This is a genomic window from Microbacterium sp. M1A1_1b (assembly GCF_053345565.1).
Window position 1 is genome coordinate 232,789 of the sequence record NZ_JBKFAJ010000005.1, and the last position, 24,142, is coordinate 256,930.

The 24,142-nt window shown below is 71.1% G+C and carries 24 protein-coding genes and 2 pseudogenes; 12 read left to right on the forward strand and 14 right to left on the reverse strand.

Features of this window, described 5'->3' with window-relative positions:
- Positions 1–4 precede the first annotated feature (4 nt).
- Genes ACLBWP_RS13460 through ACLBWP_RS13475 form a run of 4 tightly spaced genes read right to left on the reverse strand, consistent with a single transcriptional unit; the run spans position 5 to position 4,051 of the window.
- Positions 5–1,051, reverse strand: coding sequence for a sugar phosphate isomerase/epimerase family protein (locus ACLBWP_RS13460; protein ID WP_243560992.1), 1,047 nt, complete (start codon positions 1,049–1,051; stop codon positions 5–7).
- A 23-nt stretch (positions 1,052–1,074) separates the two neighbouring features.
- Positions 1,075–2,160 (reverse strand): Gfo/Idh/MocA family protein, encoded by a 1,086-nt coding sequence (locus ACLBWP_RS13465; RefSeq protein ID WP_447655543.1) that lies wholly within the window; start codon positions 2,158–2,160, stop codon positions 1,075–1,077.
- Positions 2,157–2,855 (reverse strand): ThuA domain-containing protein, encoded by a 699-nt coding sequence (locus ACLBWP_RS13470; RefSeq protein WP_447655544.1) that lies wholly within the window; start codon positions 2,853–2,855, stop codon positions 2,157–2,159. The genes ACLBWP_RS13465 and ACLBWP_RS13470 overlap by 4 nt, the downstream gene beginning before the upstream one ends.
- A complete protein-coding gene (locus tag ACLBWP_RS13475; protein WP_447655545.1) occupies positions 2,852–4,051 on the reverse strand; it encodes a Gfo/Idh/MocA family protein in 1,200 nt (399 codons plus the stop codon). Before ACLBWP_RS13475 ends, ACLBWP_RS13470 begins: the two co-directional genes overlap by 4 nt.
- A gap of 97 nt (positions 4,052–4,148) precedes the next feature.
- Between ACLBWP_RS13475 and xylA the strand changes: the two genes are divergently transcribed.
- From xylA to ACLBWP_RS13495, 4 genes are all read left to right on the forward strand, one after another.
- Positions 4,149–5,342 (forward strand): xylose isomerase, encoded by a 1,194-nt coding sequence (gene xylA, locus ACLBWP_RS13480; RefSeq protein ID WP_243560996.1) that lies wholly within the window; start codon positions 4,149–4,151, stop codon positions 5,340–5,342.
- A complete protein-coding gene (locus ACLBWP_RS13485) occupies positions 5,342–6,850 on the forward strand; it encodes a xylulokinase (protein WP_447655546.1) in 1,509 nt (502 codons plus the stop codon). Before xylA ends, ACLBWP_RS13485 begins: the two co-directional genes overlap by 1 nt.
- Before the next feature lie 72 nt (positions 6,851–6,922).
- The gene (locus ACLBWP_RS13490; RefSeq protein ID WP_447655547.1) at positions 6,923–7,915 is read left to right on the forward strand and encodes an acetylxylan esterase; all 993 of its coding nucleotides are present in this window, start codon (positions 6,923–6,925) and stop codon (positions 7,913–7,915) included.
- Positions 7,916–8,044: 129 nt separating this feature from the next.
- Positions 8,045–9,775, forward strand: a complete 1,731-nt coding sequence (locus tag ACLBWP_RS13495; RefSeq protein WP_243560999.1) for an APC family permease — start codon at positions 8,045–8,047, stop codon at positions 9,773–9,775.
- Between the two features lie 25 nt (positions 9,776–9,800).
- Here the strand turns inward: ACLBWP_RS13495 and ACLBWP_RS13500 are convergent, their stop codons facing one another.
- The 3 genes from ACLBWP_RS13500 to ACLBWP_RS13510 form a co-directional block, all read right to left on the reverse strand.
- Positions 9,801–10,379, reverse strand: coding sequence for a Fic family protein (locus ACLBWP_RS13500; RefSeq protein WP_447655548.1), 579 nt, complete (start codon positions 10,377–10,379; stop codon positions 9,801–9,803).
- Positions 10,376–10,735 carry a helix-turn-helix domain-containing protein gene (locus ACLBWP_RS13505; RefSeq protein WP_447655549.1) on the reverse strand — a complete coding sequence of 120 codons (360 nt, stop codon included), beginning with the start codon at positions 10,733–10,735 and terminating at the stop codon, positions 10,376–10,378. Before ACLBWP_RS13505 ends, ACLBWP_RS13500 begins: the two co-directional genes overlap by 4 nt.
- Before the next feature lie 75 nt (positions 10,736–10,810).
- On the reverse strand, positions 10,811–11,110 hold the full coding sequence (locus ACLBWP_RS13510; protein ID WP_447655550.1) for a hypothetical protein: 300 nt from the start codon (positions 11,108–11,110) through the stop codon (positions 10,811–10,813).
- A gap of 188 nt (positions 11,111–11,298) precedes the next feature.
- On the opposite strand from ACLBWP_RS13510, the gene ACLBWP_RS13515 reads away from it, so the two are divergent.
- From ACLBWP_RS13515 to ACLBWP_RS13535, 5 genes are all read left to right on the forward strand, one after another.
- A complete protein-coding gene (locus ACLBWP_RS13515; RefSeq protein ID WP_243561003.1) occupies positions 11,299–11,853 on the forward strand; it encodes an RNA polymerase sigma factor in 555 nt (184 codons plus the stop codon).
- Positions 11,844–12,428 (forward strand): hypothetical protein, encoded by a 585-nt coding sequence (locus ACLBWP_RS13520; protein ID WP_243561004.1) that lies wholly within the window; start codon positions 11,844–11,846, stop codon positions 12,426–12,428. Before ACLBWP_RS13515 ends, ACLBWP_RS13520 begins: the two co-directional genes overlap by 10 nt.
- A gap of 8 nt (positions 12,429–12,436) precedes the next feature.
- Positions 12,437–12,805 carry a hypothetical protein gene (locus ACLBWP_RS13525; RefSeq protein WP_447655551.1) on the forward strand — a complete coding sequence of 123 codons (369 nt, stop codon included), beginning with the start codon at positions 12,437–12,439 and terminating at the stop codon, positions 12,803–12,805.
- 67 nt (positions 12,806–12,872) lie between these two features.
- Positions 12,873–13,595 (forward strand): VIT1/CCC1 transporter family protein, encoded by a 723-nt coding sequence (locus ACLBWP_RS13530; protein WP_447655552.1) that lies wholly within the window; start codon positions 12,873–12,875, stop codon positions 13,593–13,595.
- A gap of 212 nt (positions 13,596–13,807) precedes the next feature.
- Positions 13,808–14,467: a TetR/AcrR family transcriptional regulator gene (locus ACLBWP_RS13535; RefSeq protein ID WP_447655553.1), complete on the forward strand. Its 660-nt coding sequence runs from the start codon at positions 13,808–13,810 to the stop codon at positions 14,465–14,467.
- 70 nt (positions 14,468–14,537) lie between these two features.
- On the opposite strand, the gene ACLBWP_RS13540 is transcribed toward ACLBWP_RS13535, so the two are convergent.
- On the reverse strand, positions 14,538–14,978 hold the full coding sequence (locus tag ACLBWP_RS13540; RefSeq protein ID WP_447655554.1) for a hypothetical protein: 441 nt from the start codon (positions 14,976–14,978) through the stop codon (positions 14,538–14,540).
- A gap of 7 nt (positions 14,979–14,985) precedes the next feature.
- The gene (locus ACLBWP_RS13545) at positions 14,986–17,151 is read right to left on the reverse strand and encodes an ArnT family glycosyltransferase (RefSeq protein ID WP_447655555.1); all 2,166 of its coding nucleotides are present in this window, start codon (positions 17,149–17,151) and stop codon (positions 14,986–14,988) included.
- A 190-nt stretch (positions 17,152–17,341) separates the two neighbouring features.
- On the opposite strand from ACLBWP_RS13545, the pseudogene ACLBWP_RS13550 reads away from it, so the two are divergent.
- Both ACLBWP_RS13550 and ACLBWP_RS13555 read left to right on the forward strand, forming a co-directional pair.
- Positions 17,342–17,437: pseudogene (locus tag ACLBWP_RS13550) on the forward strand (DivIVA domain-containing protein); the annotation flags it as partial.
- A 24-nt stretch (positions 17,438–17,461) separates the two neighbouring features.
- A pseudogene (locus ACLBWP_RS13555) lies at positions 17,462–17,593 on the forward strand (DivIVA domain-containing protein); the annotation flags it as partial.
- Positions 17,594–17,622: 29 nt separating this feature from the next.
- On the opposite strand, the gene ACLBWP_RS13560 reads toward ACLBWP_RS13555, so the two are convergent.
- The 5 genes from ACLBWP_RS13560 to ACLBWP_RS13580 form a co-directional block, all read right to left on the reverse strand.
- Complete coding sequence (locus ACLBWP_RS13560; RefSeq protein WP_447655556.1) at positions 17,623–19,014, reverse strand: family 1 glycosylhydrolase; 1,392 nt, start codon at positions 19,012–19,014, stop codon at positions 17,623–17,625.
- Positions 19,011–19,895 (reverse strand): carbohydrate ABC transporter permease, encoded by an 885-nt coding sequence (locus tag ACLBWP_RS13565; protein ID WP_447655557.1) that lies wholly within the window; start codon positions 19,893–19,895, stop codon positions 19,011–19,013. The genes ACLBWP_RS13560 and ACLBWP_RS13565 overlap by 4 nt, the downstream gene beginning before the upstream one ends.
- A 22-nt stretch (positions 19,896–19,917) precedes the next feature.
- A complete protein-coding gene (locus ACLBWP_RS13570; RefSeq protein ID WP_447655558.1) occupies positions 19,918–20,751 on the reverse strand; it encodes a carbohydrate ABC transporter permease in 834 nt (277 codons plus the stop codon).
- A 131-nt stretch (positions 20,752–20,882) separates the two neighbouring features.
- On the reverse strand, positions 20,883–22,145 hold the full coding sequence (locus ACLBWP_RS13575; protein ID WP_447655559.1) for a sugar ABC transporter substrate-binding protein: 1,263 nt from the start codon (positions 22,143–22,145) through the stop codon (positions 20,883–20,885).
- A 139-nt stretch (positions 22,146–22,284) separates the two neighbouring features.
- Positions 22,285–23,334 carry a LacI family DNA-binding transcriptional regulator gene (locus tag ACLBWP_RS13580; protein ID WP_447655560.1) on the reverse strand — a complete coding sequence of 350 codons (1,050 nt, stop codon included), beginning with the start codon at positions 23,332–23,334 and terminating at the stop codon, positions 22,285–22,287.
- A gap of 533 nt (positions 23,335–23,867) precedes the next feature.
- Here ACLBWP_RS13580 and ACLBWP_RS13585 point away from each other — a divergent pair.
- On the forward strand, positions 23,868–24,074 hold the full coding sequence (locus tag ACLBWP_RS13585; protein ID WP_447655561.1) for a hypothetical protein: 207 nt from the start codon (positions 23,868–23,870) through the stop codon (positions 24,072–24,074).
- Positions 24,075–24,142: the final 68 nt, after the last annotated feature.

Here is a 24,142-nt window from a genome sequence, read left to right on the forward strand (position 1 = left end):
CCGCTCAGCGCGACCGCGAGAACGCGGCGTCGAACGAGGCCTCGGGCGGCGCGATGGTGCCGAGCCGCCGGACGAACGCCAGCGCCTCGGGCCCGCCGACGAGTCGGTCCATGCCGGCGTCCTCCCACTCGACACTGGTCGGCCCGGCGTACCCGATGTGGTTCAGCACGCGGAACACGCGCTCCCAGGGCACGTCGCCGTGGCCGGCGGTCACGAAGTCCCACCCGCGCCGGGGGTCGCCCCACGGCAGGTGCGAGGACAGTCGGCCGTTGCGACCGTCGAGCTGCTTGACCGACTCCTTGCAGTGCACGTGGTACACCCGGTCGGCGAAGTCGAGCAGGAACGCGGCGGGGTCGAGGTCCTGCCAGACGAAGTGCGACGGGTCGAAGTTGAACCCGAACGCCGGCCGGTCGGCGAACACCTCGAGCGTGCGCTTGGCCGTCCAGTAGTCGTACGCGATCTCGGACGGGTGCACCTCGAGCGCGAAGCGCACCCCGACCTCTTCGAACACGTCGAGGATCGGTGACCAGCGGTCGTGGAAGTCCTGGTACCCGGCGTCGATCATCGACGGCGGCACCGGCGGGAACCCCGCGACGGTCTTCCAGATCGACGAGCCCGAGAACCCGGTCACGGTGTCGACGCCCATCGCGGCAGCCGCCCGGGCGGTCCACTGCAGTTCTTCGGCGGCGCGCTGGCGGACGCCCTCGGGGTCGCCGTCGCCCCACACGTGCGGCGGGACGATGTCCTCGTGCCGCTGGTCGATCGGGTCGTCGCACACCGCCTGTCCGACCAGGTGGTTCGCGATGGTCCAGACCTGCAGGCCGTTGTCGGCCAGGATCCGCTTGCGGTCGGCGACGTACTCTGGGTCCGTCGCAGCACGACGGACGTCCAGGTGGTCACCCCAGCAGGCGATCTCCAGCCCGTCGTAGCCCCACTCGCCGGCGAGTCGGGCCACCTCGGTGAAGGGCAGGTCGGCCCACTGGCCGGTGAACAGGGTGACGGGCCTGGTCGGCGTCGTCGCCGGACCGGAGGCTCGTGGTGCGTCCGTCATGGTGCTTCCTTCCGTCGCGTGGGTCACCAGGTGTCGGGTCGTGCGTCGAACGGGACCGTCGCGGGTCGCTCGACCCGCGACGTCACGGGCACGACCGTGTGCTCGCGAGCGGCGGTGCCGACCGCTTCCATCACCTCGAGCACGTGGTACGCCAGTTCCCCGGACGCCCGGTGGGGGCGGTCGGTGTCGATGGCGTGCGCCATGTCGGCGAGCCCGTACCCGCGGCCCGCGTCGGCGTACCCCGCGCGGACCGGCAGGTCGTGCCAGGTGCGGTCGTCGGCGGTCGCGATGGCCGCGGTCTCCGAGAACGCGTTCGGGTCGGGCACGGCCAGGGTGCCGGCGGTGCCGTACACCTCGAACAGCGGCGACCGGGTGGCCCAGACCTCGAACGAGACGGTGACCGTCGAGACGACGCCGTTCTCGTGCTCGAGGATCGCGACCACGTGGGTGTCGATGTCCACCGGGATCGGGGTGCCGGCAGCGGGGCCGGTCGCGACGGTGCGCTGGCGGGCGGACCGGGTGGCACTGCCGCTGACCCGCACGACGGGGCCGAAGAACGACACCAGGCTGGTCAGGTAGTACGGCCCCATGTCGAGCAGCGGTCCGCCGCCCGGCTGGTAGTAGAACGCCGGCGCCGGGTGCCAGAGCTCGTGCCCGGGGGCACTCCAGGACACCGCTGCACCGACGGGCTGGCCGATCGCGCCGTCGTCGAGCGCTGCTCGGGCGGTCTGGATGCCGGTGCCGAGCACGGTGTCGGGTGCGCTGCCGACGCGCAGGCCGGCGGCACGGGCGTGTTCGAGCACGGGAGCGGCCTCGGCGGTGCTGGTCGCCAGGGGCTTCTCGCCGTAGACGTGCTTGCCCGCGGCGAGCGCCCGGGTGGCGACGTCGGCGTGCGCTGCGGGGATCGTCAGGTTGAGGACGACGTCGACCTCGTCGTGCGCGAGCAGCTCGTCGACGCTGAGGGCCAGCACGCCCTGCTCGGTCGCCACGGCTGCGGCGCGCTCGGTGTCCAGGTCGGCGACCGCGGTCAGGCGCAGGTTCGGCAGGGACGGCAGGTGCTCGAGGTACTGGCGGCTGATGTTCCCGACGCCGACCATGCCGACTCTCATCGGGCTGCCCACAGGAGCCCCCGTTCGATGACGGTGCGGAGCGGTTGCGACTCGACGACCTCGAGCCGGTGCCCGGGTGCCGAGACGAACACGCGACCCTGTCCCCACTGCCGGGTCCAGATCGCGGGTGCGGTGACCGGGCGGTTCCAGGCGTCGAAGTCGCGGGCATCCTGCGTGGTGGTGGCCAGCACGTCGTTGTACTCGTCGCTGAGCACCCAGTACTGCTCGGTGACCAGGTCGAAGTCCTCGATCCCCTGGGTGATCGGGTGCGACCGGCCGAGGTCGGTGATGTGCACCGTGTACGGGATGTAGTTGTCGGACTGCTCGCCGCTGCGTTCTGCCGGCGGCTTGGCGGCGTGGTGGGCGAACTGTCCCCCGACCATGTGCAGGTAGTCGGCGGTGTTCCGGAAGGCGTCCGCGATGCCGCCGTGCCAGCCGGCGAGTCCGGCACCGCCGAGCACGGCCCGCTGCAGCCCGGCGAACTCGTCGTCGGCGATCGTCGACATGGTGACGACCTGCACGATCAGGTCGACGGAGTCCATGACGGATGCGTCGGCGTAGACCGCGGTGGAGTCGGACACCCGGACGTCGAAGTCGTTCTCGCGCAGGAAGGGCAGGAAGGCGTCGGTGGTCTCGACCGGCTGGTGGCCGTCCCAGCCGCCGCGCACGACGAGGGCCTGGCGCTGGGGGCTCATGCGGCATCCGATCCGGTGGTGGTGGGCGTCCAGCTGCTGCCGTCGGCGGCGCTGCGTTCGACGGCGTCGAGCACGCGCTGCACGTGCAGGCCGTCCTCGAACGACGGGGACGGGTCGGTGCCGGCGGTGATCGCGTCGACGAAGTCCTTCACCTGGTGGCTGAACGTGTGCTCGTACCCGATCAGGTGCCCGGTCGGCCACCACGCCGCCATGTAGGGGTGCTCGGGTTCGGTGACCAGGATGCGCCGGAAGCCCTGCTCGCCGGCGGGGGCGGAGGACTCGTACAGGCGGAGTTCGTTCATGGACTCGAGGTCGAACTGGATCGCGCCCGTCGAGCCGGAGACCTCGAGCGTCAGCCCGTTCTTCCGGCCGGTCGCGTAGCGAGTGGCCTCGAAGGTGCCGATCGCGCCGTCGGCAGCGCCGCCGCTGAGCCGGCCGAGGAAGAACGCGGCGTCGTCGACCGTGACCTGGCCCCGTTCGCTCGACGCCGTGCCGGACAGCCCGACGCCCTCGCCCAGCAGCGGGCGTTCGCGCACGAAGGTCTCGAGCGTGCCGGAGACGCTGGCGAGCTGTGCGCCGGTGACGAACTCGGCCATGTCGATCGCGTGCGCGCCGATGTCACCGAGCGAGCCGGAGCCGGCGAGCGACTTGTCGAGGCGCCACGTCATCGGGCCCTCCTCGTCGGTCAGCCAGTCCTGCAGGTACAGCGCGCGGACCTGCCGGACGGTCCCGATCCTGCCGTCCTGCACCAGCTGGCGCGCGAACGCGATGGCGGGCACGCGGCGGTAGCTGAACCCGACCATGGCGCGGACACCGTGTTCGCGTGCTGCGCGGGCGGCGTCGACCATCGCCTCGGCCTCGGCCACGGTGTTGGCGAGCGGCTTCTCGCACAGCACGTGCTTGCCGGCCTGCAGTGCGGCGACGGCGACCTCGACGTGGGAGGACCCGGGCGACACCACGTCGACGACGTCGATGTCCGGGTCGGCGACCACGGCGCGCCAGTCGGTCGACGCACGCTGCCAGCCGTACTGCACACGAGCCGCTTCGGTCCGGTCGGGGTCACGTCCGACGACCACGCTCATCTCGGGTTCGGCGTCGAGGTCGAAGAACCTGGGCGCCGTCCGCCATGCCTGTGAGTGCGCGGCTCCCATGAAGCCGTGCCCGATCATCGCCACCCGGAGGGGTCTGCGTGCCATCCGTTCGCTCCCTTGCGATCACGTCCTTGCCAGAGTCAACACTACCGCTTATGTTGGGCGCGGCAACATTTTGTTTCGACGACGAACGGTGACCCCCATGGCAGCGACGCCCACCCGTGCAGACAAGTTCTCCTTCGGTCTCTGGACCATCGGTTACAACGGCTCGGACCCCTTCGGCGGACCCACCCGCCCCCAGCTCGACGTGGTCGAGGCAGTCGAGAAGCTCGACGAGCTCGGCGCCTACGGCCTGACCTTCCACGACGACGACCTGTTCGCGTTCGGCTCGACCGACGCCGAGCGCCAGACCCAGATCGACCGCCTCAAGGGCGCGCTCGAGTCGACCGGCATCATCGTGCCGATGGTCACGACGAACCTGTTCTCCGCCCCGGTCTTCAAGGACGGCGGCTTCACCTCGAACGACCGCCAGGTCCGCCGCTTCGCGCTCCGCAAGGTGCTGCGCAACGTCGACCTGGCCGCCGAGCTCGGCGCGAAGACCTTCGTGATGTGGGGTGGCCGCGAGGGCGCCGAGTACGACTCCGCCAAGGACGTGCAGGCCGCGCTCTCCCGCTACAAGGAGTCCGTCGACCTGCTCGCGCAGTACGTCACCGACAAGGGCTACGACATCCGGTTCGCGATCGAGCCGAAGCCGAACGAGCCCCGCGGCGACATCCTGCTGCCGACCCTCGGCCACGCGATCGCGTTCATCGACACGCTCGAGCGTCCGGAGCTGTTCGGCGTGAACCCCGAGGTCGGCCACGAGCAGATGGCGGGCCTGAACTTCACGGCCGGCATCGCCCAGGCGCTGTACCAGGGCAAGCTCTTCCACATCGACCTGAACGGCCAGCGCGGCATCAAGTACGACCAGGACCTGGTGTTCGGTCACGGCGACCTGCAGAACGCGTTCTCGCTCGTCGACCTGCTCGAGCACGGTGCTCCCCAGGGCGGTGTCGCGTACGACGGCCCCCGCCACTTCGACTACAAGCCGAGCCGCACCGAGGACATCTCCGGCGTCTGGGACTCCGCCGCGGCGAACATGCGCATGTACCTGCTGCTCAAGGAGCGTGCGCAGGCCTTCCGCGCCGACCCCGAGGTGCAGGCCGCACTCGCCGCGTCCAAGGTCGACGAGCTGAGCACCCCGACGCTCAACCCGGGTGAGACCTACGACGACGTGCTCGCCGACCGCAGCGCGTTCGAGGACTTCGACGCCGACGCCTACTTCGGCGCCAAGGGCTTCGGCTTCGTCCGCCTGCAGCAGCTGGCCGTCGAGCACCTCATGGGCGCGCGGAACTGATGTCGGACATCCGACCGGGCGCGGTCGACCCAGGCGACGGCACGCTCGTCGCCGGGGTCGACTCCTCGACCCAGTCCTGCAAGGTCACCATCCGTGACGCCCGCACCGGTGCCGTCGTCCGCGAGGGCCGCGCGTCGCACCCGGACGGCACCTCGGTCGACCCGGAGCACTGGTGGACCGCGCTCGGCGCCGCGATCGCGGACGCCGGCGGGCTCGACGACGTCGCCGCCGTGGCGATCGCCGGACAGCAGCACGGCATGGTCGCCCTGGACGCCGAGGGCTGCGTGGTCCGCGACGCGCTGCTGTGGAACGACGTCCGCAGCGCCGACGCGGCAGCGCAGATGGTCGACGAACTCGGCCGGGAGGCCTGGGTCGCCCGCACGGGACTGGTCCCGGTGGCCTCGTTCACCGGTACCAAGCTGCGGTGGCTCCGCGACGCCGAGCCGGCGAACGCCGACCGCGTGGCCGCGGTCGCACTCCCCCACGACTGGCTGTCGTGGCGGCTGCGCGGACACGGGCCCGCGGACGTCAGCCCGCTCGGCCCCGATCTCGACGCCCTGGCGACCGATGCGTCGGACGCCAGCGGCACCGCGTACTGGGACCCCGCTCGTCGGGAGTACGACCCGGAGCTGTTCACGCTGGCACTCGGTCGCCCGATGCGCGTCGCGGGTGACGGTGCCACGGACGGTGTCGTCGTCCCCCGGGTCGTCGCCGCCGACCAGCCGATGGCCACGCTCGACACCGACGTGCCGCTCGCCGGGGGCGGGGTCGCACACCACGGCCTGGTCGTCGGCGCCGGCACCGGCGACAACGCCGGCGCGGCGCTCGGCCTGGGCCTCGGCCCGGGCGACGTCGCAGTGTCCCTCGGGACCAGCGGGACGGTCTTCGGCGTGACCGACGCCGCGCTCGCGGACCCGAGCGGGACCGTGGCGGGCTTCGCCGACGCGACGGGGGCGCGCCTCCCGATCGTCACGACGCTCAACGCGGCCCGCGTGCTCGAGGTGATCGGTGGCCTGCTCGGCGTCGACCACGGCGAGCTCGGCGAGCTCGCACTGGGCGCGCCGGCCGGTGCCGACGGACTCGTCCTGGTGCCGTACTTCGTCGGCGAACGCACGCCGAACCGCCCGGACGCCACCGCGTCCCTGCTGGGGATGACCCCGACGACGACCGACCGGGCCCACCTGGCCCGAGCGGCATTCGAGGGCATGCTCTGTGCACTGGCCGACGGACTCGCTGCCGTCGAGGACGCCGGTGTCACCGTGGAGCGCCTGCTGCTGATCGGCGGTGCCGCACGCAACCAGGCCGTGCGGACGATCGCCGCGCAGGTGTTCGGTCGCGACGTGCACCTGCCCGAACCGGGCGAGTACGTCGCCGCCGGCGCTGCCCGACAGGCCGCGTGGGCACTCACCGGCACCCTGCCGACGTGGTTGCTGCAGACGACGACCGTCGCCGCGGACCCGCACCCCCAGGTGCTGGCCCACTACCGGGACGCCGTCGCGGCGTCCTGACCCACCCGATCACCGTGCCCCCGGTACCCGTCACACGGGCACCGGGGGCATGATCGTCCCCGGAGGACACCGATGCCGCTGACCGACCTGCCCCTCGCAGAGCTCCGCACCCACCGACCGACCGTCCGCGTGCCGGACGACTTCGACGCGTTCTGGGCCGACACGATCGCCCAGGCACGCGCCGATGCCGACCGCACCGGCGCCCGGCCCGAGACCACCCCGGCCGACACCCCGGTCACCGGACTGGTGATCGAGGACCTGACGTTCCCGGGCTTCGCCGCCGACCCCGTGCGCGCCTGGGTCACCCGACCCGCCGGATCCGGGTCAGAACCGTTGCCCGTCGTCGTCGAGTACCTCGGGTACAACGGCGGGCGCAGCCGCCCGGGCGAGCGGATCGCGTGGGCACTCGCCGGGTACTTGCACGTCGTCATGGACACCCGCGGCCAGGGCAGCGGATGGGGCGGCGGGGACACCCCGGACCCGCACGGTGCCGGGCCGCACATCGGCGGGTGGATGACGAGCGGCATCGAGCGCCCCCAAGACCACTTCTACCGCCGCGTGTACACGGACGCCGTCCGGCTCGTCGACGCCGTGCGGACGCTGCCGGGTGTCGACCCGGAGCGCATCGCACTGACCGGGGGCAGCCAGGGCGGTGGGATCGCGATCGCCGCGGCCGCGCTGGTGCAGGCGCACGTCGGGCCGATCGTCGCGGTGCTGCCGGACGTGGCGTTCCTGTGCGACTGGGAGCACGGTGCCGACGTCGCGGTGAGCGACCCGTACCAGGAGCTGGTCCGGTACCTGGCCGTGCACCGGGACGCCGCCGAGACGGTGTGGACGACGGCGTCGTACCTGGACGGCGTGAACTTCGCCGCCCGGATCACGGCGCCCGCATTGTTCTCGGTCGCGCTCATGGACGAGGTGGTGCCGCCGCGGACCACCTTCGCCGCCTACAACGCCCTGGGATCGGCCGACAAGCAGATCGAGGTGTACCCGTACAACGGGCACGAGGGCGGTGGGTTCCGCCACTGGGAGCGGCAGGTCGCGTTCCTGCGCGCACGCTCCTGATCTCCAGATCCGCTCAGACAGGTGCGGAAACCGTCGTGAACCACTAGTTTCAGTGCTCATTTCCACGGTGACGTGGAACTCCGGCGACGGAATCCGTTGCCGCCTCGGTCGAGAGAGGTGTGGTGGGCCATGCGAGACGAACGGGTCGTGACGGCGTCGACAGCGACGGTCAGTACCGAGAAGGGCCTGCGACCCGGTGCCATCGGGCTGATGGGCAGCGTCGTGATGGGGATCTCGTCCACCGCCCCCGCCTACAGCCTGGCGGCGAGCCTGGGCCTGGTCGTGGCCAGCGGCGGAGCACTGCTGGCGGGCGTCAAGGCCCCCGCGATCATGCTGCTGGCCTTCATCCCGATGTGGATGATCGCGGTGGCCTACCAGGAACTCAACCGCGAGGACCCGGACTGCGGCACGACCTTCACGTGGGCGACCCGGGCGTTCGGTGCGGTCACGGGCTGGCTCGGTGGGTGGGGCATCATCGCCGCCGACGTGATCGTGATGGCGAACCTGGCGCAGATCGCCGGGTCCTACGGCTTCTCGTTCGTCGGCGTCGTCACGAACGACCCCGCCGTCAGCGCGCTCGGGAACAGCACGCTCTGGTCGACCGTGGCCGGGGTGGCCTGGATCGCCGTGATGACCTTCATCTGCTACGTCGGCGTCGAGGTGTCGGCCCGACTGCAGTACGTGCTTCTGGGGATCGAGGTGCTCGTGCTCGTGATGTTCGCGGTCGTCGCGCTCGTCCGGGTGGGCACGGGCACGGGCGTCGAGGGCTCCCTCACCCCGTCGCTGTCGTGGCTGTGGCCGAGCGGCATGGACTTCGGGTCCGTGATCGCACCCGCGATGCTCACCGCGATCTTCATCTACTGGGGCTGGGACACGGCGGTGTCCCTGAACGAGGAGACGAAGGACCCGGAGAAGACCCCCGGGCGCGCAGCGGTCATCAGCACCGTGCTGCTGCTGGTCATCTACGCGCTCGTCTCGATCGCCGCGATCGCGTTCGCGGGTGTGGGCACCAAGGGCATCGGCCTCGGCGCGCAGGGCAACGCGGACGACGTGTTCTCGGCGATCGGGCCGGCGCTGTTCGGCACGTCGTTCATCGGGCACGCCGCGATGGCCCTGCTGTCGTTCTCGATCCTGACCTCGGCGTCGGCGTCCACCCAGACGACGATCATGCCCACGGCCCGCACCGCGCTGTCGATGGCCGTCTACAAGGCGCTGCCACCCCACTTCGCCCGCATCCACAAGCGCTTCCTGACGCCGACCTGGTCGACGCTCGGGATGGGGATCGCGTCCATCGCGTTCTACGTGCTGTTCACCGTCATCTCGACGAACCTGCTGACCGCGCTGATCGGCTCGGTCGGGCTGATGATCGCCTTCTACTACGGGCTGACCGGCTTCGCGTGCGTGTGGGTCTACCGGCGCACGCTGTTCACGACCGTGCGCAACTTCGTCATGCGCGGCCTGGTCCCCCTGCTCGGCGGTCTGACGCTGGCGGTGACGTTCGTCTACGGCCTGGTGCAGTTCGCGCAGCCCGACTGGCTGCAGGGCGACGACGGCAAGGACGTGACCATCCTGGGGATCGGAGCTGTCGCCGTGGTGGGGGTCGGTTCGATCCTGATCGGTGTCGTGCTCATGGCGATCTGGTGGTACCGCTCACCGGACTTCTTCGCCGGGCGCACCCTGACCGCGCAGACCCCGATCCTGGTGCTCGACGACACTCCGGACCCGATGGGGCTCCCCGGTGCCGGGCAGCAGCCGACCCTGATCGCGCCGGACTTCTCGAACCTGCCGACGGGCAGCATCGCGGTCGACGAGGAGACCGGCAAGCGATTCCGCAGGACGCGGTCGCGCGACGAGGACTGAGAGTTGCTGGCGACCGCAAGCGCGCTCAGTCCGCTGGGCGGAGGTCGGGAGTCAGGTCGAGGAGAGCCTGCACGGACAGGTCGGCGTCAGCCCGACGCAGCGCCCGGTAGTACGGGTCGCCCGCCTGCCAGTCGAACACGGCCCCTGACAGACCGAAGAGGATCGCGTCCGCGTACAGCCGCGTGATCCGCCCGTTGCCGTCGACGAAGGGGTGGACCCGGACAAAACGCCAGTGCGCCGTCATGGCGAACTCGCGCGGCGGCATCGCCGTCAGCAGGAGGTCGAGGTCGTCGTGGGTCGCTCGGAGTTGCTCGCGGATCTGGTCCGGAGCCACCCCGACGCTCACCTCACGGGTCCTCAACCGACCGGCCCAGTCCCAGATGTGCTCGAATGCCGTCTGGTGCAGGTCCTGCAGCGTGCCGTGGAGCAGCAGATCCGGAACACTGAGCAGACCCTCGTCGAGCGCGCTCAACAGGCTGCTCAGCACGGCGGTGAGTGCTGCGTCCTCGGCGGCATCAACCGCCGCTTTCGAATCAAAATCGACACCTTCGACGAACGCGACGGCATCGTCCGGGGAAACAGGCGTGTCCTCGTACCGGCTCACCGGCGGTGCGAGGTGATCCGTCGGAGCAGGAGACCTTCGTCGAGCGCAGCCACGGTGCGAGGCCCTGCGACCCGCTTGCCTTCGATCGTCATGCTGCGGTCGACCGAGTCCGATGCGAGGGCTCGGAGTCGGGCCTTGCGGACGTCCGGAGTCTCCGAGGCGCGATCAACGACGGCCAGGTCGAGTCCCGCCGCGGCGACGATCCGGTCGAGGACGCTGACACTGGGGTCGATTGCCGCTGTTTCGTACGCGGCGATGCGAGAGGACGGCATCCTCAGACGACCGGCGAGCTCTCGCTGGGTCAGTCCCGATCGGGCACGGACGTCACGGATGATCTGCGCAGCACGCTCGCTCATCGGTCCTCCTCGTCGTCCCGACCAGGCTACCGCGAAGCCCCGTCGTCGAAGGCGTTCGGAGGTGTCCTGCGGGAGTCAGCCGAGCTCGGCGGCGCGGGCCTCGCGGGCAACGTGCTCGGCGGGCCGCGCCAGTCCACCCAGTCGGTGACCGGCTGCCCGGTCGTTCCACTCCACCCGCTGCCGCTCGGTGACGACACGGTGCTGCCCGTCGTGTCCGGCGGGCAGGTCGCAGACCCAGCGGTCGAACGCGCTCTCGCACTGCCCACGTCGGCCGTCCGACTCGTCTCCGCCGACCACCCGCTCGCCTGCGACCGGGTCGCCGGCGATCACGTTGCCGATGGTCGGCAACGCAGCGGTGTCGTACTCGTGGTCCATGCATCCCTCGGTCGTGTGTCTCCCTCATACAGACGCACCGAGGACGGGATTCGTCACACATCCGGGCACGACGCTCGGGAGTCGTTCAGCGATGCCGCCGACCGGACATCGTCAGGGCCCGTGGTGCATGCTCGATCGAGGGGACCCGTTCGAGCGCACCGCGGTCGAGACCCGACCGGAAGGCGAGGATGGACCAGCAGTCGCTCTCCGGCGCCGAAGACGCCACGCTGGTCGTCCGTGCTGCGGACGGCGACGTGCAGGCGTTCGAGGTCCTGGCGCGGCGACACGGACCACTGCTGCGGGTGTTCGCGGCGAAGATGCTCGGCTCGAACCTGGAGTCCGACGACGTCGTGCAGGAGTCCTTCCTGACCGCATGGCGGCGGCTGTCCGAGCTCGAGTCCCCCGCGCGGTTCCGGGCCTGGGTGACGCAGATCATCACGCGCAAGGCCCTCGACCGCATCCGCTCCCGCCGGCACCACGACGACGTCGCCCAGGTCGATCCGCCAGCTGATGCCGTGCATTCGCCGGAGCGTATCGTTGAAGCACGGCTGCAGCTCGACGCGGTGTGGGAAGCGCTCGACAAGCTCCCCGAAGACCAACGCCGGTGCTGGCTGCTCCGTGAGACGGCCGGGTACAGCTACCAGGAGATCGGTGAGGCCCTCGAGCTGCCCACCTCGACCGTGCGGGGGTTGCTCGCCCGGGCCAGGCGGTTCCTGCTCCAGGAGATGGAGGCATGGCGATGACGATCGACGATGCCGCCGTGCCCGAGGACGACCTCGACGGCCACACCATGGAGGAACTCGGCGCCTACCTGGACCGTGGTCGCACCCCGCGCGACGCCGCGATCGAGAGCTCCCCCGCTTGCCGTCTGGCGCTGTCCGGCATGCAGCGACTGCGTGAGCTGTCCTGGGACGCGATGCAGCGCCGTGCCGACGAGGAGCCCGACCGCGACTCCGTCTGGATCTCCGGCCTGCTCGACACGATCCGGTCCGAGGTCCGCTCGGGCCGCGACGTCCCCGTGGAGCACCCGGACCCCCGACTCCGCCTGACCATCACCGAGGCCGCCGTGCGCGGCCTGGTCCGCCGCACCGGCGACACGATGGGCGGGCTGGTCATGGGCAGGTGCACCCTGGACGGCGACGTCGGTGTCCCCGGCGCTCCGATCCGGGTCGAGGTCACCGCGAGCATCGCGTACGGCCTCGTCGCGGAGACCACCGCAGACCAGCTCCGCGCGCGCATCGAGGACGCCCTCGCGCGCCACACGGACCTGGTCATCGACCGCATCGACGTCGTGTTCGACGACGTCCACGTCCCCTGAGGAGCACGGTGTTCGACGACCAAGACCTGTCACGCCGCCTGACCGGGCTGCTCCGCACGATCGACGGTGTGGACGACGTCTTCCCCGCCCAGCCGATCCTCGAGGCCGCAGCGGACGCGATCGCCGTGAAGCTCGCGCTCCGGCAGCCCGACGTGCTCGTCGACATCGACCGCTCGGGCGGCGCGGTCAGGATCACCGCCGGCATCGCGGCGAGCGACGCCCGCCCCGCCGGGGACACCGTGCGCGAGGTCGGCGAACGCATCCGCGACCAGCTCGCTGCCGACGGCGAGCAGCCCGACCTGATCAGCGTCGCGATCCGCGTGATCGAGGGTGGCGGACCACCCAGACCTGCTCCGACTGAGGTAAGCCTGGCCTGACAAACCCCAGGTCAGGGCAGCCTTTCCTGGCTAGCGAAGCGCGCTCGGGAGTGCTTTCCTGGTCGTCATGGCCATCATCTCCGTCCCCGCACTGCCGACCATCGACCCGGTCGAGTCGACCAGCGCCGCCCGGCTCAACTGGTTGCGCGCCGGACTGCTCGGTGCGAACGACGGCATCGTGTCCGTCGCCGCGGTGATCGTCGGCGTCGCCGGTGCCGGTGCACCCGTCGGCCCGGTCCTGGCGTCCGGTGCGGCAGCCTTGGTCGGTGGGGCCGTGTCGATGGCGCTCGGCGAGTACGTCTCGGTGAGCGGTGCCCGCGACGCGCAGGAGACCGGGCAGGCCGCCCGCGCCGCACGTCGTGCGACCGAGGCGGTGGAATCCACCGACATCGCCGCCGCCTACCGCTCGATCGGCGTCTCCGAGGACGCGGCGCGCACGATCGCCGACGAGCTCGGTCGCCCCGAGGTCCGCGACCGCTGGGTCGCCGCCGAGCAGCAGGCTGAGCAGGACGACGTGGTCAGCCCCTGGCGCGCGGCCTGGGTGTCCGCGGCGACCTTCACCGTGGGTGGGCTGCTGCCCTTCCTGGCGACGCTGCTGGTGCCCGAGTCCGTCCGCATCGCCGTCATCGTGGTGGCGGTGCTGCTCGCCCTGGCGGCGACGGGCACGACGGGCGCGGTGCTGGGCGGCGCTCCCCGTGGTCGCGCGGCGTTGCGCGTGGTGATCGGCGGCGCGGCGGCCCTGGCGGCGACGTGGTTGGCCGGCACCCTGCTCGGCGCGCACGCCCTCTGAGTCAACGCCCGCTGACGCAGGGTGAGGGCGCCTGCTTCGAGTTCGGGTCTGGAAGCAGGCGCCCTCGTGATCCGGCCACGTGGGGACGCCCATCGGTCGAGGTCGTCCCGTCGCGAAGCCGGGTGACGGCAGCCAGGGTGGGCTGAGCCGCTCCGCAACGATACTCCTAAGTGGAGACTTGTCTCCACATGGAATCCGGCTACATTGCTCCCATGTCCGAGATCCCTCGCACGCGAGCGGAACGTGTCGAAGTGCGGCGCAGCCGCGAGGCGATCCTCGCGGCGGCGGAAGCGCACTACGCCGTCAAGGACACCGACCCGTCGATGGTCCAGCTGGCACAACTGGCCGGTGTGGGCGTCGCCACGCTCTACCGCCGGTACGCCAGCGTCGACGACGTCATCCGGGAACTCCACGCCCGGCTCCTCGGCCACTTCACGCGCGTGGAAACGCTGGTCGCTGCACGACCGACCGCCTGGGAGGCCGTGGTCGCGTTGGTGACGGGCATCATCGACGTCCTGCAGGAGCACCCCGCGATCCCGCGGCTCAACCGGAAGATGGTGGCGCTGGAGAACAACGACCGCTTCACCTCGACGTGGAACGACCAGCTCGACGCACTGGTCCGCGCGGCCCAGACCGAGGGCACGCTCCGGGCCGACGTCACCGCGAACGACGTGACGTTCGCCGCGTTCCGGATCGGCAGCTACGCGAACCTGCCCCCGGACGACGCCGGGCGGATCATCGGTCGGCAGGTCGGCATCGTCCTCGACGGACTCCGCGCCGACGACAGCCGGCACCCGCTGCCCGGGGACCCCATCACCATGCAGGAACTGCAGCGGATCTTCCGACACGAGGTCGACCACCCCGTCGAGTGACAACGGGCCCCTCGCGCGGAGATCGCCGACAACACGGGGCCCAGCAGGCGGGGCCCGGCAGACAAGGGGGTCAGTAGTGCCGGACGGTCAGGACCACGTTCGGCAGGGTGACCGGGTCGAGCACGCCGCGGTGGACCGCCCACGCGACCCACACCATCTGCACGGGCAGCGCGATCACCACGGCCACGGTCAGCGCGATCTGCACGTGGACCGTACGGCGCAGGACGGTCTGCGAGTCGGACGATCCCCACGCCGCGGCGCGTGCGGACCGACGCCAGCCGACGACGGCGACCGTCACGGTCAGCGCGACGAGCCACCACGTGGGGTGCGACGCGAACGCGTACACACGATCGGGCGCACCCGGTGCCGTCGCCGAGATCTGCCACGCCGATGCGACGGCCTGCACGACGACGAACCCAGCCGTCCACCGGCCGAGACGACCGGCGTTGATGACGGTCCGACGCCGACGGGTCCCGCCGTGGCGGGCTTCCGGAGCAGTGGTCGCGGACATGGGCTGATCATGACAGACCGCAGCGCTCGAGCGCGAACGACCCGGTCCCGCCGAAGCCGCCTCGCCCGCCGAACCCCGACGTCGCACTCCCCCACCGGTGCACCACCGTGCAGCCGAGGGCAGCGCCCGCCTGCCGCACCGGGTCCTGCGCGCGGGAGCTCGAGGAGACGACCAGCAGTCGGGTGTCGCCGCTGTGCACCATGGACTCGATCTGCGCCGTCGTGAACACGGGCACCTGCCCGGAGAACCCGCCGTCCGTCAGCACCTGGTCCCCGGTGGTCTCGATGACGTCGGCGGAGATGCGCCACGAGTCGTCGAGGAACAGCGGGGAGCCGTCCTTCCCACCGCCCTCGCGCTCGGCGGTCGCCACGAGGGACGCCTCGTCCGCCGACAGCCGCGTGTGGCCGCCGATCACGTCGGGCGCCGACACCGTGAACGCCGCCGACGCCCCGAAGCCGAGCGACGAACGTCCGCCCGGCAGGACCTGCCCGCCGAACGCCGCCCGGCCCGCACCCGCGCCGCCACCGGTTCCCGTCCGGCTCGCACCCGCGCTTCCGCCGAACGCGGACCGACCGGCACCCGAACCGAACGCCGGGCGCCCCGCACCCGCCCCGAAGCCGCCCGCCCCGAACGGCCCGGCGACCGCCCCCACAGAAGCATCCCCGCCGCTGCCGTCCCGCGCGGCGTCGAGCGCCTGCAGCGAGAAGCACGCCGGGCCCGCGACGACCGCGGCGACGAGCACCCCGACGACGACCCGACGACCGCGCATGCCGCGCATGCCGGAGACGACACCGTCGCCCGACCGGAGACCGATGACCAGCACCGCCACGAGCGCGACGACCGTCAGCCCGACCGCCACCGACCCCAGCAGCAGCGGTTCCGAGCTCGCCGACGCCAGCCACGACCACCATGCCCCCTGCACCACCAGCAACGCGACGGGCACCGCCAGCAGTCGCCGATCGGCAGCGGTCACACAACGCACTGCACCCCACCACCCGACGGCCGCGAGCACGGCGAGCTGCACGCCGACCGCGGCCACGTACGCCGTGTGCGGGAGCCGCAATACCGACAGCACCACGACGGCGGTCGCCAGCCACACGACCACCGTGAGCAGCGTGGCGGCGGCGACCCGGGCCTCCCGGTCGGCGCGTCGCTGCCACGAGCGGACCGCGCCGATCCCGATGCCGGTCAGTGCCGCGGGCCACGACCAGCCCACCTGCGAGGCGTAGCGGGCCGAGAACAGCTGCAGCAGGTCGCGGTGCGCGCCGCCGGCGCCGAAGCGCTGCGCCGCGGCGCCGACCGCGTGCCCGACGGCGCCGAGCGCGCCGACCGCCCCGGGCCACAGTCCGGGCAGGAACCGGTCCACCCCGTTGTAGCCGAAGACCATCGCGAACACGTCGTCGTCGGTGGACCCGTCGACGTAGGGGTGCGCGCCGGTCGGCAGGAGTGCGACGACGACCATCCACGCGAGCGAGGCCACGACCGCAGCGCCGACCAGGATCCCCGCGTGTGCGAGTCCGCGCCGCCAGCGCCGCCCCGCTCCCGCCGCCACGAGCGTCCCGATCACCAGCGCCGGCAGGACCAGCCAGGCCTGCAGCATCTTCGCCTGGAACCCGATCCCGACGAACAGGCCCGACACCAGCAGCGGCCACCAGGTCCCCGCGATCGCCGCCCGCTGCCACCAGACGAGCGCGACGGCGAGCGCCATCGTGAGCAGCCCGTCCTCCATCGGGTGGCCGAACATCGACACGAAGATCGGCGTGCTCGCGGCGAGCGCTGCGGCCACGAGTCCGACGCGGGACCCGGCCCAGCGCAGGCCGACGAGTGAGACGGCCCACACGGTGACGATGCCCTCGAGCACCTGCGGCAGGGCGAGCGCGGCGGTCGACATGCCGAACAGCCGGATGCTGAGTGCCTGGGGCACGGCGAACCCGGCGAGCTTGTCGAGCGTGACGGTGGCGCCGGGGTCGAACGCGCCGCTGAAGAACGCGGGCCACGACTCCGACATCGACCGGGCGGCGGCCGCGTAGAACTCCGAGTCGCCGCCGCGCGCCAGGTTCCAGCTCGTCAGCACGGCGCCGAGGACGATGATCGCGGCGAGCGTCAGACGCTCGCGCGGGGGCTGGTGCGTCCAGCGCGGGGTGCGTGCGCGGAAGCCGTCGATCCGGTTCATGGTGGGAACTGTGCCGCCGGACTCGATGAACCGGCCGCCAGTGGCGCCCCGCTGGCCTGCAGTTCGTTCAGGACGACGGCCAGGAGGCTCGGAGCGCGCCCGCAGGCAACCACCTGTCCACAGGTGGCTGCTCCTGACTGCTGCTGGCACGCCCGGCATGGCAGGATCGGGGCACGACGAGGGGGGCGCGATGCGCGCGGAGGATGTACGGGCCAAGCGGTTCAGCACGACCAAGTGGCGGGAGGGCTACGAGCAGGACGACGTGGATGCGTTCCTGGACCGGGTGCAGCGCACGCTCGCCGGGTACGAGCTGCGGCGGCCGGTCGACCCGCTCGAGCCCGAAGACGTGGTGGCTGCGCGCTTCACGCCGACGCGGTTCCGCGCGGGCTACGACCAGGGGCAGGTGGACGACTTCCTGGACCAGGTGGTCGTCGCGCTCCGCACGCACCGGGGGCACTGACCGCTGGCGACTCAGCCCGACGCAGCCCGATCGCGTGACACGGTGTCGCCCGCCTGGCCGGCGACGGCTCGGTAGGCCTCGGCGGCACCCGTCAGCTGTCTGGCCAGCGTGCCGTCCGGCTGCTCCTCGAGCCGGACCAACCCCATCCGCCGCAGGTACGGCGTCTTCCGGCCGGAGCCGGCGCGCTCGGCGACGACGTCGGGCGCGACCGCGAACTCCTCGACGTTGCGGCCGCCGGACGCGTACGACCAGTCCACGAAGTCGAAGACCGGCCACCACGTCCACCCGCGGACGTCGACGCCGGCGTCCACGAGCGAGCGGACCGCGGCGACGGAGTCCCGCACCCAGGCGGACCGGACTGTGTCGTCGCCCTCGATCGACGTCTCCGTCACGACCATCGGCAGCCCGTAGCGTGTGTCGAACCGGGTCAGGGACGCGACGAGCCCCTCGGTCCAGCGGTCGTAGGCGTGCTGCACGATGCCGTCCGGCCCGTGCTCGAGCCGGCGGGGCGACAGGTCCGGGTAGTAGTTGACGCCGAGCAGGTCGATCGTCACGGCTCCGTCGACCAGCTCGGCCAGTGCGGCGGCGGACGCCCCGTGCGACAGCAGCCAGTCGTGGAACGCGTGCGTCGGGTCGACGCGGCCGAGCACCAGGTCGGTCGGCAGGAAGCCGAGTCCCTCGAGCAGCGCGGCCTCGGTGACGAGAGCCGACGACGGCGGTGACGCGGACGACGCCGACGAGGACGCCGAGGGCGACGCCGTCACCGCGGGTGACGCCGTCACCAACGACGAGGCCTCGACGTGCACGATCACCGCGTCCGGGTTCGCCGACCGCACCGCCGCCACCGTGTGCTGCAGGCCCGCGGCGATGCCGAGCACCACGCGGGTCCACCCGCGCCACCCGGTCAGTGCCGGCGGCCACACCCCGCGCAGCCCGGCGAACGACGCCGTGGTGATCGGCTCGTTGAGCGGGGTCACGTGGTCGACCACGCCCGCGTACCGTCCGGCGAACGCCCCCGCGAACGAGGCCACCGCCGCCGGGTACCCCGGGTCGGCGAAGGAGTCCTCGAGCCAGGTGGGCGTGCCGTAGTGCACCAGGTCCGCGATGACGGTGATGCCGAGCGACGCCGCGTACGCCAGCCGTTCGTCGAGGACCGCCCAGTCGAACACCCCCGGGGCGACGTGCACGCGGGGCCAGTCGACCCCGTAGCGCAGGGCGGTCGCACCGAGCGCGGCCACGGTGTCCAGGTCGTCGCGCCAGGCCAGGTCGTGCCCGGTCAGCTCGTGCTCGTCCAGGGGCGCCATCGCGAAGTGCAGCGGCGGGTACACACAGGTGTCCTCGATCCCGGCGACGAAGGTGAAGGTCCCCGGCGCGAAGGCACCGCGCGGGCCCGACGCGCTCACTTCAACCCCGTGGTCGCGACGCCGGCGACGAAGTACTTCTGGGCGAAGAAGAACCCGACGGCGATCGGCAGCAGCGAGATCACCGCGCCGGCCAGCAGCACCGCGTGGTCGGTGACGTGCGCTCCCCCGAACAGCGTCAGTCCCGCCGGCAGCGTCAGCATGTCGTTCGAGGTCGTCACGACGAGCGGCCAGAGCAGGTCGTTCCACAGCGCCATCCCGTTCAGCACGGCGACCGTGGCGATCGCGGGCTTGGCGAGCGGCAGGATGACCTGCCAGTAGATCCGCCAGTGCCCGGCGCCGTCGATGCGGGCGGCCTCGTCCAGCTCGACGGGGATGTCGATGAAGAACTGCCGGAACAGGAAGATGCCGAACGCGCTGGTCGCCCGCGGGATGATCAGTCCCTGGTAGGTGTTCAGCCAGCCCAGGTGGAACAGCTCCACGAAGACGGGGATGAGCGTCACCTGGAACGGCACCATCAGCGTCGCGATGACGAGCACGAACGCGACGTTCCGCCCGACGAACCGCATCCGCGCCAGGGCGTAGGCGCACATCGAGTCGAAGAACAGCGTCAGCACGGTCGTCACGACCGTGAACAGGAACGAGTTGAGCAGCAGCCGCAGGAACGGCAGCTGTTGCCAGACCCCGATGTAGCCGTGCAGGGTGACGCTGGTCGGGAACAGGCTGGCGGGGTGGCCGAACAGGTCGGACTCGGACCGGAACGACCCGCTCACCATCCAGATGAACGGCACGAGCGCGACCACGAGGCCGATCCCCAGGTACACCCACTTCAGGACGGATCCGGTGCGCCACGTCCCGCTCGGACGACCGGGTCGCCGGGTGCGGACGGTGGACGGCCTGGAGGCCCGGGCCGGCCTGGTCACGGACGGTCGCCGGGTGCGCGCCTCAGTCGACATCGTCGTACCGGAAGAGCTTCAGCTGCAGCAGGGAGATGAGCATGATGATGACGAAGAGGACCCAGGAGATCGCCGACGCGTAGCCGGTCTGGTAGTTGACGAACCCGTCGCGGTACAGCAGGTTCACGAGCGTGTCGGTGTGGAAGACCGGACCGCCGCCGGTCATCACGTACACCAGGTCGAACACCTGGAACGACTGGATCGTCAGGATCATCGACGTGAAGAGCATGGTCGGGCGGATGCTGGGCAGGGTGATCCGCCAGACGGTCTGCCAGCGGTTCGCGCCGTCGAGCTCGGCGGCCTCGTACCGTTCGGCCGGCACGCCCTTGAGCCCGGCGATGAACAGGATCATCGCGAAGCCGATGCTCTTCCACACCGAGACGAAGATGATCGTCGGCAGCGCCAGCGAGGTCGACTGCAGCCACGCCACGCTCGGCAGTCCGAGGGCCGCGGTGATGCCGCCGACCAGACCGATGTCCGGGTCGAGCAGGAACTTCCACACCAGGCCGATCGTGACGAGTGACACGATCGTCGGGAAGAAGAACACCGAGCGGACGATCCGGTTCGCCAGGGTGTCACGCTGCAGCAGCAGTGCCGCGACGAACCCCAGGACGACCAGCAGGACGACCGACACGATCGTGTACTCGAGCGTGATCGACAGCGCGTTCCAGAACTGCTGGTCGTGGAACAGCTTGGTGTAGTTGCCGAACCCGACGAACGGCTGCGACGTGGCACCGACCGTCCAGTCGAAGAACGAGTAGTACAGCGACCGCAGGATCGGGAAGACGACGAACGCGCCCAGGATCAGCAGCGACGGGGCCATGAAGAGCCAGGCCGGCTGGAACCGGCGCGCTCGGCGGCGGGTGGGGCGAGCCTCCAGTCCGGTGTTCCGACCGGAGGTCGGGGCCCCGCCACGCGGTGTGCGTGGCGGGGCCGACCCGGTGAGCTGGTCGGTCACTGGCCGCAGCCGGTGAGGCCGTCGATCGTCTGACCGGCGCTCTTCGTGGCGTCGTCGATCGACTTGCCGCGGGTGATCTCACCGATCAGCGGGACGTAGCCGTCGGAGTCGACCTTGGTGGCGTTCGGCACGTGCGGCAGGTACAGCCGCGCGTCGGGCACCTGGCTGGCGAAGACCGACACGGTCGGGTCGGCCTTCAGCTGCGCGTCGTCGGACAGGTCGGAGCGCAGGGGCGGGAACCCGGTCTGCAGCGAGAACTTCTGCTGCGCGGTCTTCGACGTCCAGTAGGCCAGGAACTCCTGCGCCTGCTTCGGGTACTTCGTCTTCGCCGAGATCGACAGCGGCGCGATCGAGCCGAGCGTCGAGGACTTGCCGTCGACGCCGACCGGGACCTTCACGATGCCCAGGTCGATGCCGGCCGACTTGTAGCCGGAGGCAGCCCACGGACCGTTGATCTCCATCGCGGCCTTGCCGGCGGAGAACAGCGAGTCGGCCTCGGCGCCGGTGAGGCCGACCGGGCTGACCTTGTCCTTCGCGACCAGGTCGGCCCAGGTCTTCAGGCTCTGCTTGCCGCTGCTCGACTGCACGACGCTGCAGTTCTTGCTGTTGACGATGTCGCCGCCCTCGAGCCACTGCAGCACCGGCCACATCTGGATCGTCTGGTTGTCGGCGAGTGCGATGCCGTACTTGCCGCCGGTCGTGAGCTTCTGGGCATCCGTGGCCATCTCGGCGACCGTCGACGGCGGGTTCGTGATGCCGGCGTCCTGGAACAGCTTCTTGTTGTAGTACAGGCTGAGCGTGGCGAAGTTCGCCGGGACACCGTAGAGCTTGCCGTCGTAGGTGAACTCCTTGACCGTGCCGGGTGCGAACGACGACGTGTTGATCTTGCTGTCGCCGCTGCCGGTCATCGTGATCGGGAGCACGGAGTTCGTCTTGACGTACTGCGCGACGGCGTTGGGGTCGGAGCTGACCGCCGCGACGTCGGGGCCTTGGCCGGTGAGCCAGGCGGACGGCAGCTTCTGCTGGATGGTGTCCCACGGCTGGACGGTCATGTCGACCTTGATGTCCGGGTGCGACTGCTCGAAGTCCTTGACGATGGTGGCGTACCCGGGGCGGTCGCCGCCGGTGAACCCGGTCCAGACCTTCAGGGTCGCGGGGCCGTCGCTGCTGGCGGAGCTGCCGGCCGAGCAGCCGCTCAGGGTGAGGGCTGCCACGGCGGCGACGGCGCCGATCGCCAGGGTGGTGCGTGCGTGCTTCATCGGGGAACGCTCCTTTGCGTTGCTGTGCTCGCGGGGTGGTGCGGGTGGGTGCGTGGTGCGCTGGTTCTGGTTGCTTCGTTCGGTGTCGGGTCTTGGTGTTTGGTGGCTTCGTGCTTGGTGCTGTTCGGTGGTGCGTCGGTCAGGTGCGGACGCGTTCCGCGTCGGGGTCGCATCCGCACGAGGCGCGGACGACGAGCTCGACGGGGAGTTCGGTGCGGGCGGGTTGGCCCCCGCGGTGGTCGACCAGGTCGAAGAGCCGCTCGGTCGCGATGCGGCCCATCTCTTCGGCCGGCACGCGGACGGTGGTGATGCCGGGGGTCGTGACGCGGGCGAGCCCGAAGTCGTCGAACCCGACGACGGCGACGTCACCCGGGACGTCGAGGCCCGCGCGGCGCAGGGTGTGCAGGCCGCCCACCGCCATGTCGTCGTTCGCGAACACGACGCCGTCCGGCCTGGTGTCGGGGTCCGACGCGAGCATCCGCTCCATGGCCGCCGCGCCCGAGGTCTCGGACAGGTCGCCCTCGATCACGGTGACGTCGGTCAGGCCGTGCCGCTCCGCCGCGCGCAGGAAGCCCTGCCGTCGGTCGAGCCCGGTCTGGTGGTCGAGCGTGCCCGTGACGTGCAGCAGACGGCGGCGACCGTGCACCTCGACCAAGTGGTCGACCAGGCGTTCGGTCGCGGAGACGTCGTCGATCCCCACCGTGACCGCGTCGGCCAGGTGCGGGTAGTTGCCGATGAGCACGGCAGGCAGGCCACTCGCGACGAGGCCCTGCACGTGGTCGTCGTCGACCGCGGCACTGGTGACGATGGCGCCGTCCGCCGTCCGCGAGCGCATGACCCGCTCGTACGCCACGTCGCCGGAGCTGGTGTCGGCGTTCGTCGACACGATCACCTGCGCGTCGTGGGCGTTCGCCGCGGTCGACATGCCGGTCAGGACGTGCATGAAGTACAGGTGTCCGAAGACGTGCGCGGACGAGTTCGGGACGATCAGGGCGACGGCGTCGGCGCGCTGGCTGCGGAGCGCGCGGCCGGCGGAGCTGGGGACGTAGCCGAGTTCGTCGGCGGCCCGCTTGACGGCGGCGCGGGTCTTCTCGCTGATGCGCTCGTGCCCGGAGAGCGCCATGCTCGCCGCGGCGGACGTGACGCCGACCTTGGCGGCCACGTCCTTCAGGGTGACGGACTTCGGCATGGGGATCGCCTCCTTCGGGGAGCGGTGCTTTATCGATTAACTCGTCACATCATGCACGTGCTTAATCGATGAAGCAAGGGGTCGTTGGCGGTTGGGTCGCCGGCGGTCGGAATCGGACACGTTGCGACGTCGCGGTGGGCGAGGCGACGTACCACCAGAGTGGTCCCGTGCAGCGCCGGTCGGTTCACTGAGCCTCAGACGCATCTCGGGCACCGACATCTCCCTTCAGACCAGCTCGAACTGCACCAGGTCCCACCGTCCGTCGCTCCTCCCCGCCGCGGCTGCCCGAGTACCTCCCCACCGCGCGAGTCAGGTGTGCTGATTGGCGCCCCCTCATCGAGACGACCATCGGACCACCCATGTGCGACATCGACGGGCAGGTGCCTGATCGGTCGGTGACCGCGTCCGGAGGGCGACCGGCTATCGGGGAGGTTCTCGCTGAGGCTCGTCACTGAACGAGTGCCGTCGTCCGCGAGGCGGTTCGGACACCACTTCGCGACGGCGACGGCGACGGCGACGATAGATTCGTGCTCATGACCCCTCGACGCGTTGTACTCGTGACACTTGGTGCGCTGGTCGTCATCGTCGGCTTCGTGTTGATGGCTCACTCAGACGGCAAGCTCGACCGTCTGGTGGCGGTTCTCGTCATCTTCGTCGGGTTCGCTCTAGTCATGTTCACCACGGCTCGACCGGGTCAAGCGGCACTCGCCCGCTACTGGAACAAGGACGAGAAGAAGTAGCCACGACCCACGTCGCTCCCGCCCGACCGTTGAGCGATAGCTACCAGTGCACCCAGAAGCTGGCCCTG

Excerpts from the sequence above, each read along its gene's own strand:
- ACLBWP_RS13460 (WP_243560992.1), bottom strand. The coding sequence starts at position 1,051 with ATGACGGACGCACCACGAGCCTCCGGTCCGGCGACGACGCCGACCAGG.
- ACLBWP_RS13465 (WP_447655543.1), bottom strand. The coding sequence starts at position 2,160 with ATGAGAGTCGGCATGGTCGGCGTCGGGAACATCAGCCGCCAGTACCTC.
- ACLBWP_RS13470 (WP_447655544.1), bottom strand. The coding sequence starts at position 2,855 with ATGAGCCCCCAGCGCCAGGCCCTCGTCGTGCGCGGCGGCTGGGACGGC.
- ACLBWP_RS13475 (WP_447655545.1), bottom strand. The coding sequence starts at position 4,051 with ATGGCACGCAGACCCCTCCGGGTGGCGATGATCGGGCACGGCTTCATG.
- xylA (WP_243560996.1), top strand. The coding sequence starts at position 4,149 with ATGGCAGCGACGCCCACCCGTGCAGACAAGTTCTCCTTCGGTCTCTGG.
- ACLBWP_RS13485 (WP_447655546.1), top strand. The coding sequence starts at position 5,342 with ATGTCGGACATCCGACCGGGCGCGGTCGACCCAGGCGACGGCACGCTC.
- ACLBWP_RS13490 (WP_447655547.1), top strand. The coding sequence starts at position 6,923 with ATGCCGCTGACCGACCTGCCCCTCGCAGAGCTCCGCACCCACCGACCG.
- ACLBWP_RS13495 (WP_243560999.1), top strand. The coding sequence starts at position 8,045 with ATGCGAGACGAACGGGTCGTGACGGCGTCGACAGCGACGGTCAGTACC.
- ACLBWP_RS13505 (WP_447655549.1), bottom strand. The coding sequence starts at position 10,735 with ATGAGCGAGCGTGCTGCGCAGATCATCCGTGACGTCCGTGCCCGATCG.
- ACLBWP_RS13510 (WP_447655550.1), bottom strand. The coding sequence starts at position 11,110 with ATGGACCACGAGTACGACACCGCTGCGTTGCCGACCATCGGCAACGTG.
- ACLBWP_RS13515 (WP_243561003.1), top strand. The coding sequence starts at position 11,299 with ATGGACCAGCAGTCGCTCTCCGGCGCCGAAGACGCCACGCTGGTCGTC.
- ACLBWP_RS13520 (WP_243561004.1), top strand. The coding sequence starts at position 11,844 with ATGGCGATGACGATCGACGATGCCGCCGTGCCCGAGGACGACCTCGAC.
- ACLBWP_RS13530 (WP_447655552.1), top strand. The coding sequence starts at position 12,873 with ATGGCCATCATCTCCGTCCCCGCACTGCCGACCATCGACCCGGTCGAG.
- ACLBWP_RS13535 (WP_447655553.1), top strand. The coding sequence starts at position 13,808 with ATGTCCGAGATCCCTCGCACGCGAGCGGAACGTGTCGAAGTGCGGCGC.
- ACLBWP_RS13540 (WP_447655554.1), bottom strand. The coding sequence starts at position 14,978 with ATGTCCGCGACCACTGCTCCGGAAGCCCGCCACGGCGGGACCCGTCGG.
- ACLBWP_RS13545 (WP_447655555.1), bottom strand. The coding sequence starts at position 17,151 with ATGAACCGGATCGACGGCTTCCGCGCACGCACCCCGCGCTGGACGCAC.
- ACLBWP_RS13570 (WP_447655558.1), bottom strand. The coding sequence starts at position 20,751 with ATGGCCCCGTCGCTGCTGATCCTGGGCGCGTTCGTCGTCTTCCCGATC.
- ACLBWP_RS13575 (WP_447655559.1), bottom strand. The coding sequence starts at position 22,145 with ATGAAGCACGCACGCACCACCCTGGCGATCGGCGCCGTCGCCGCCGTG.
- ACLBWP_RS13580 (WP_447655560.1), bottom strand. The coding sequence starts at position 23,334 with ATGCCGAAGTCCGTCACCCTGAAGGACGTGGCCGCCAAGGTCGGCGTC.
- ACLBWP_RS13585 (WP_447655561.1), top strand. The coding sequence starts at position 23,868 with ATGACCCCTCGACGCGTTGTACTCGTGACACTTGGTGCGCTGGTCGTC.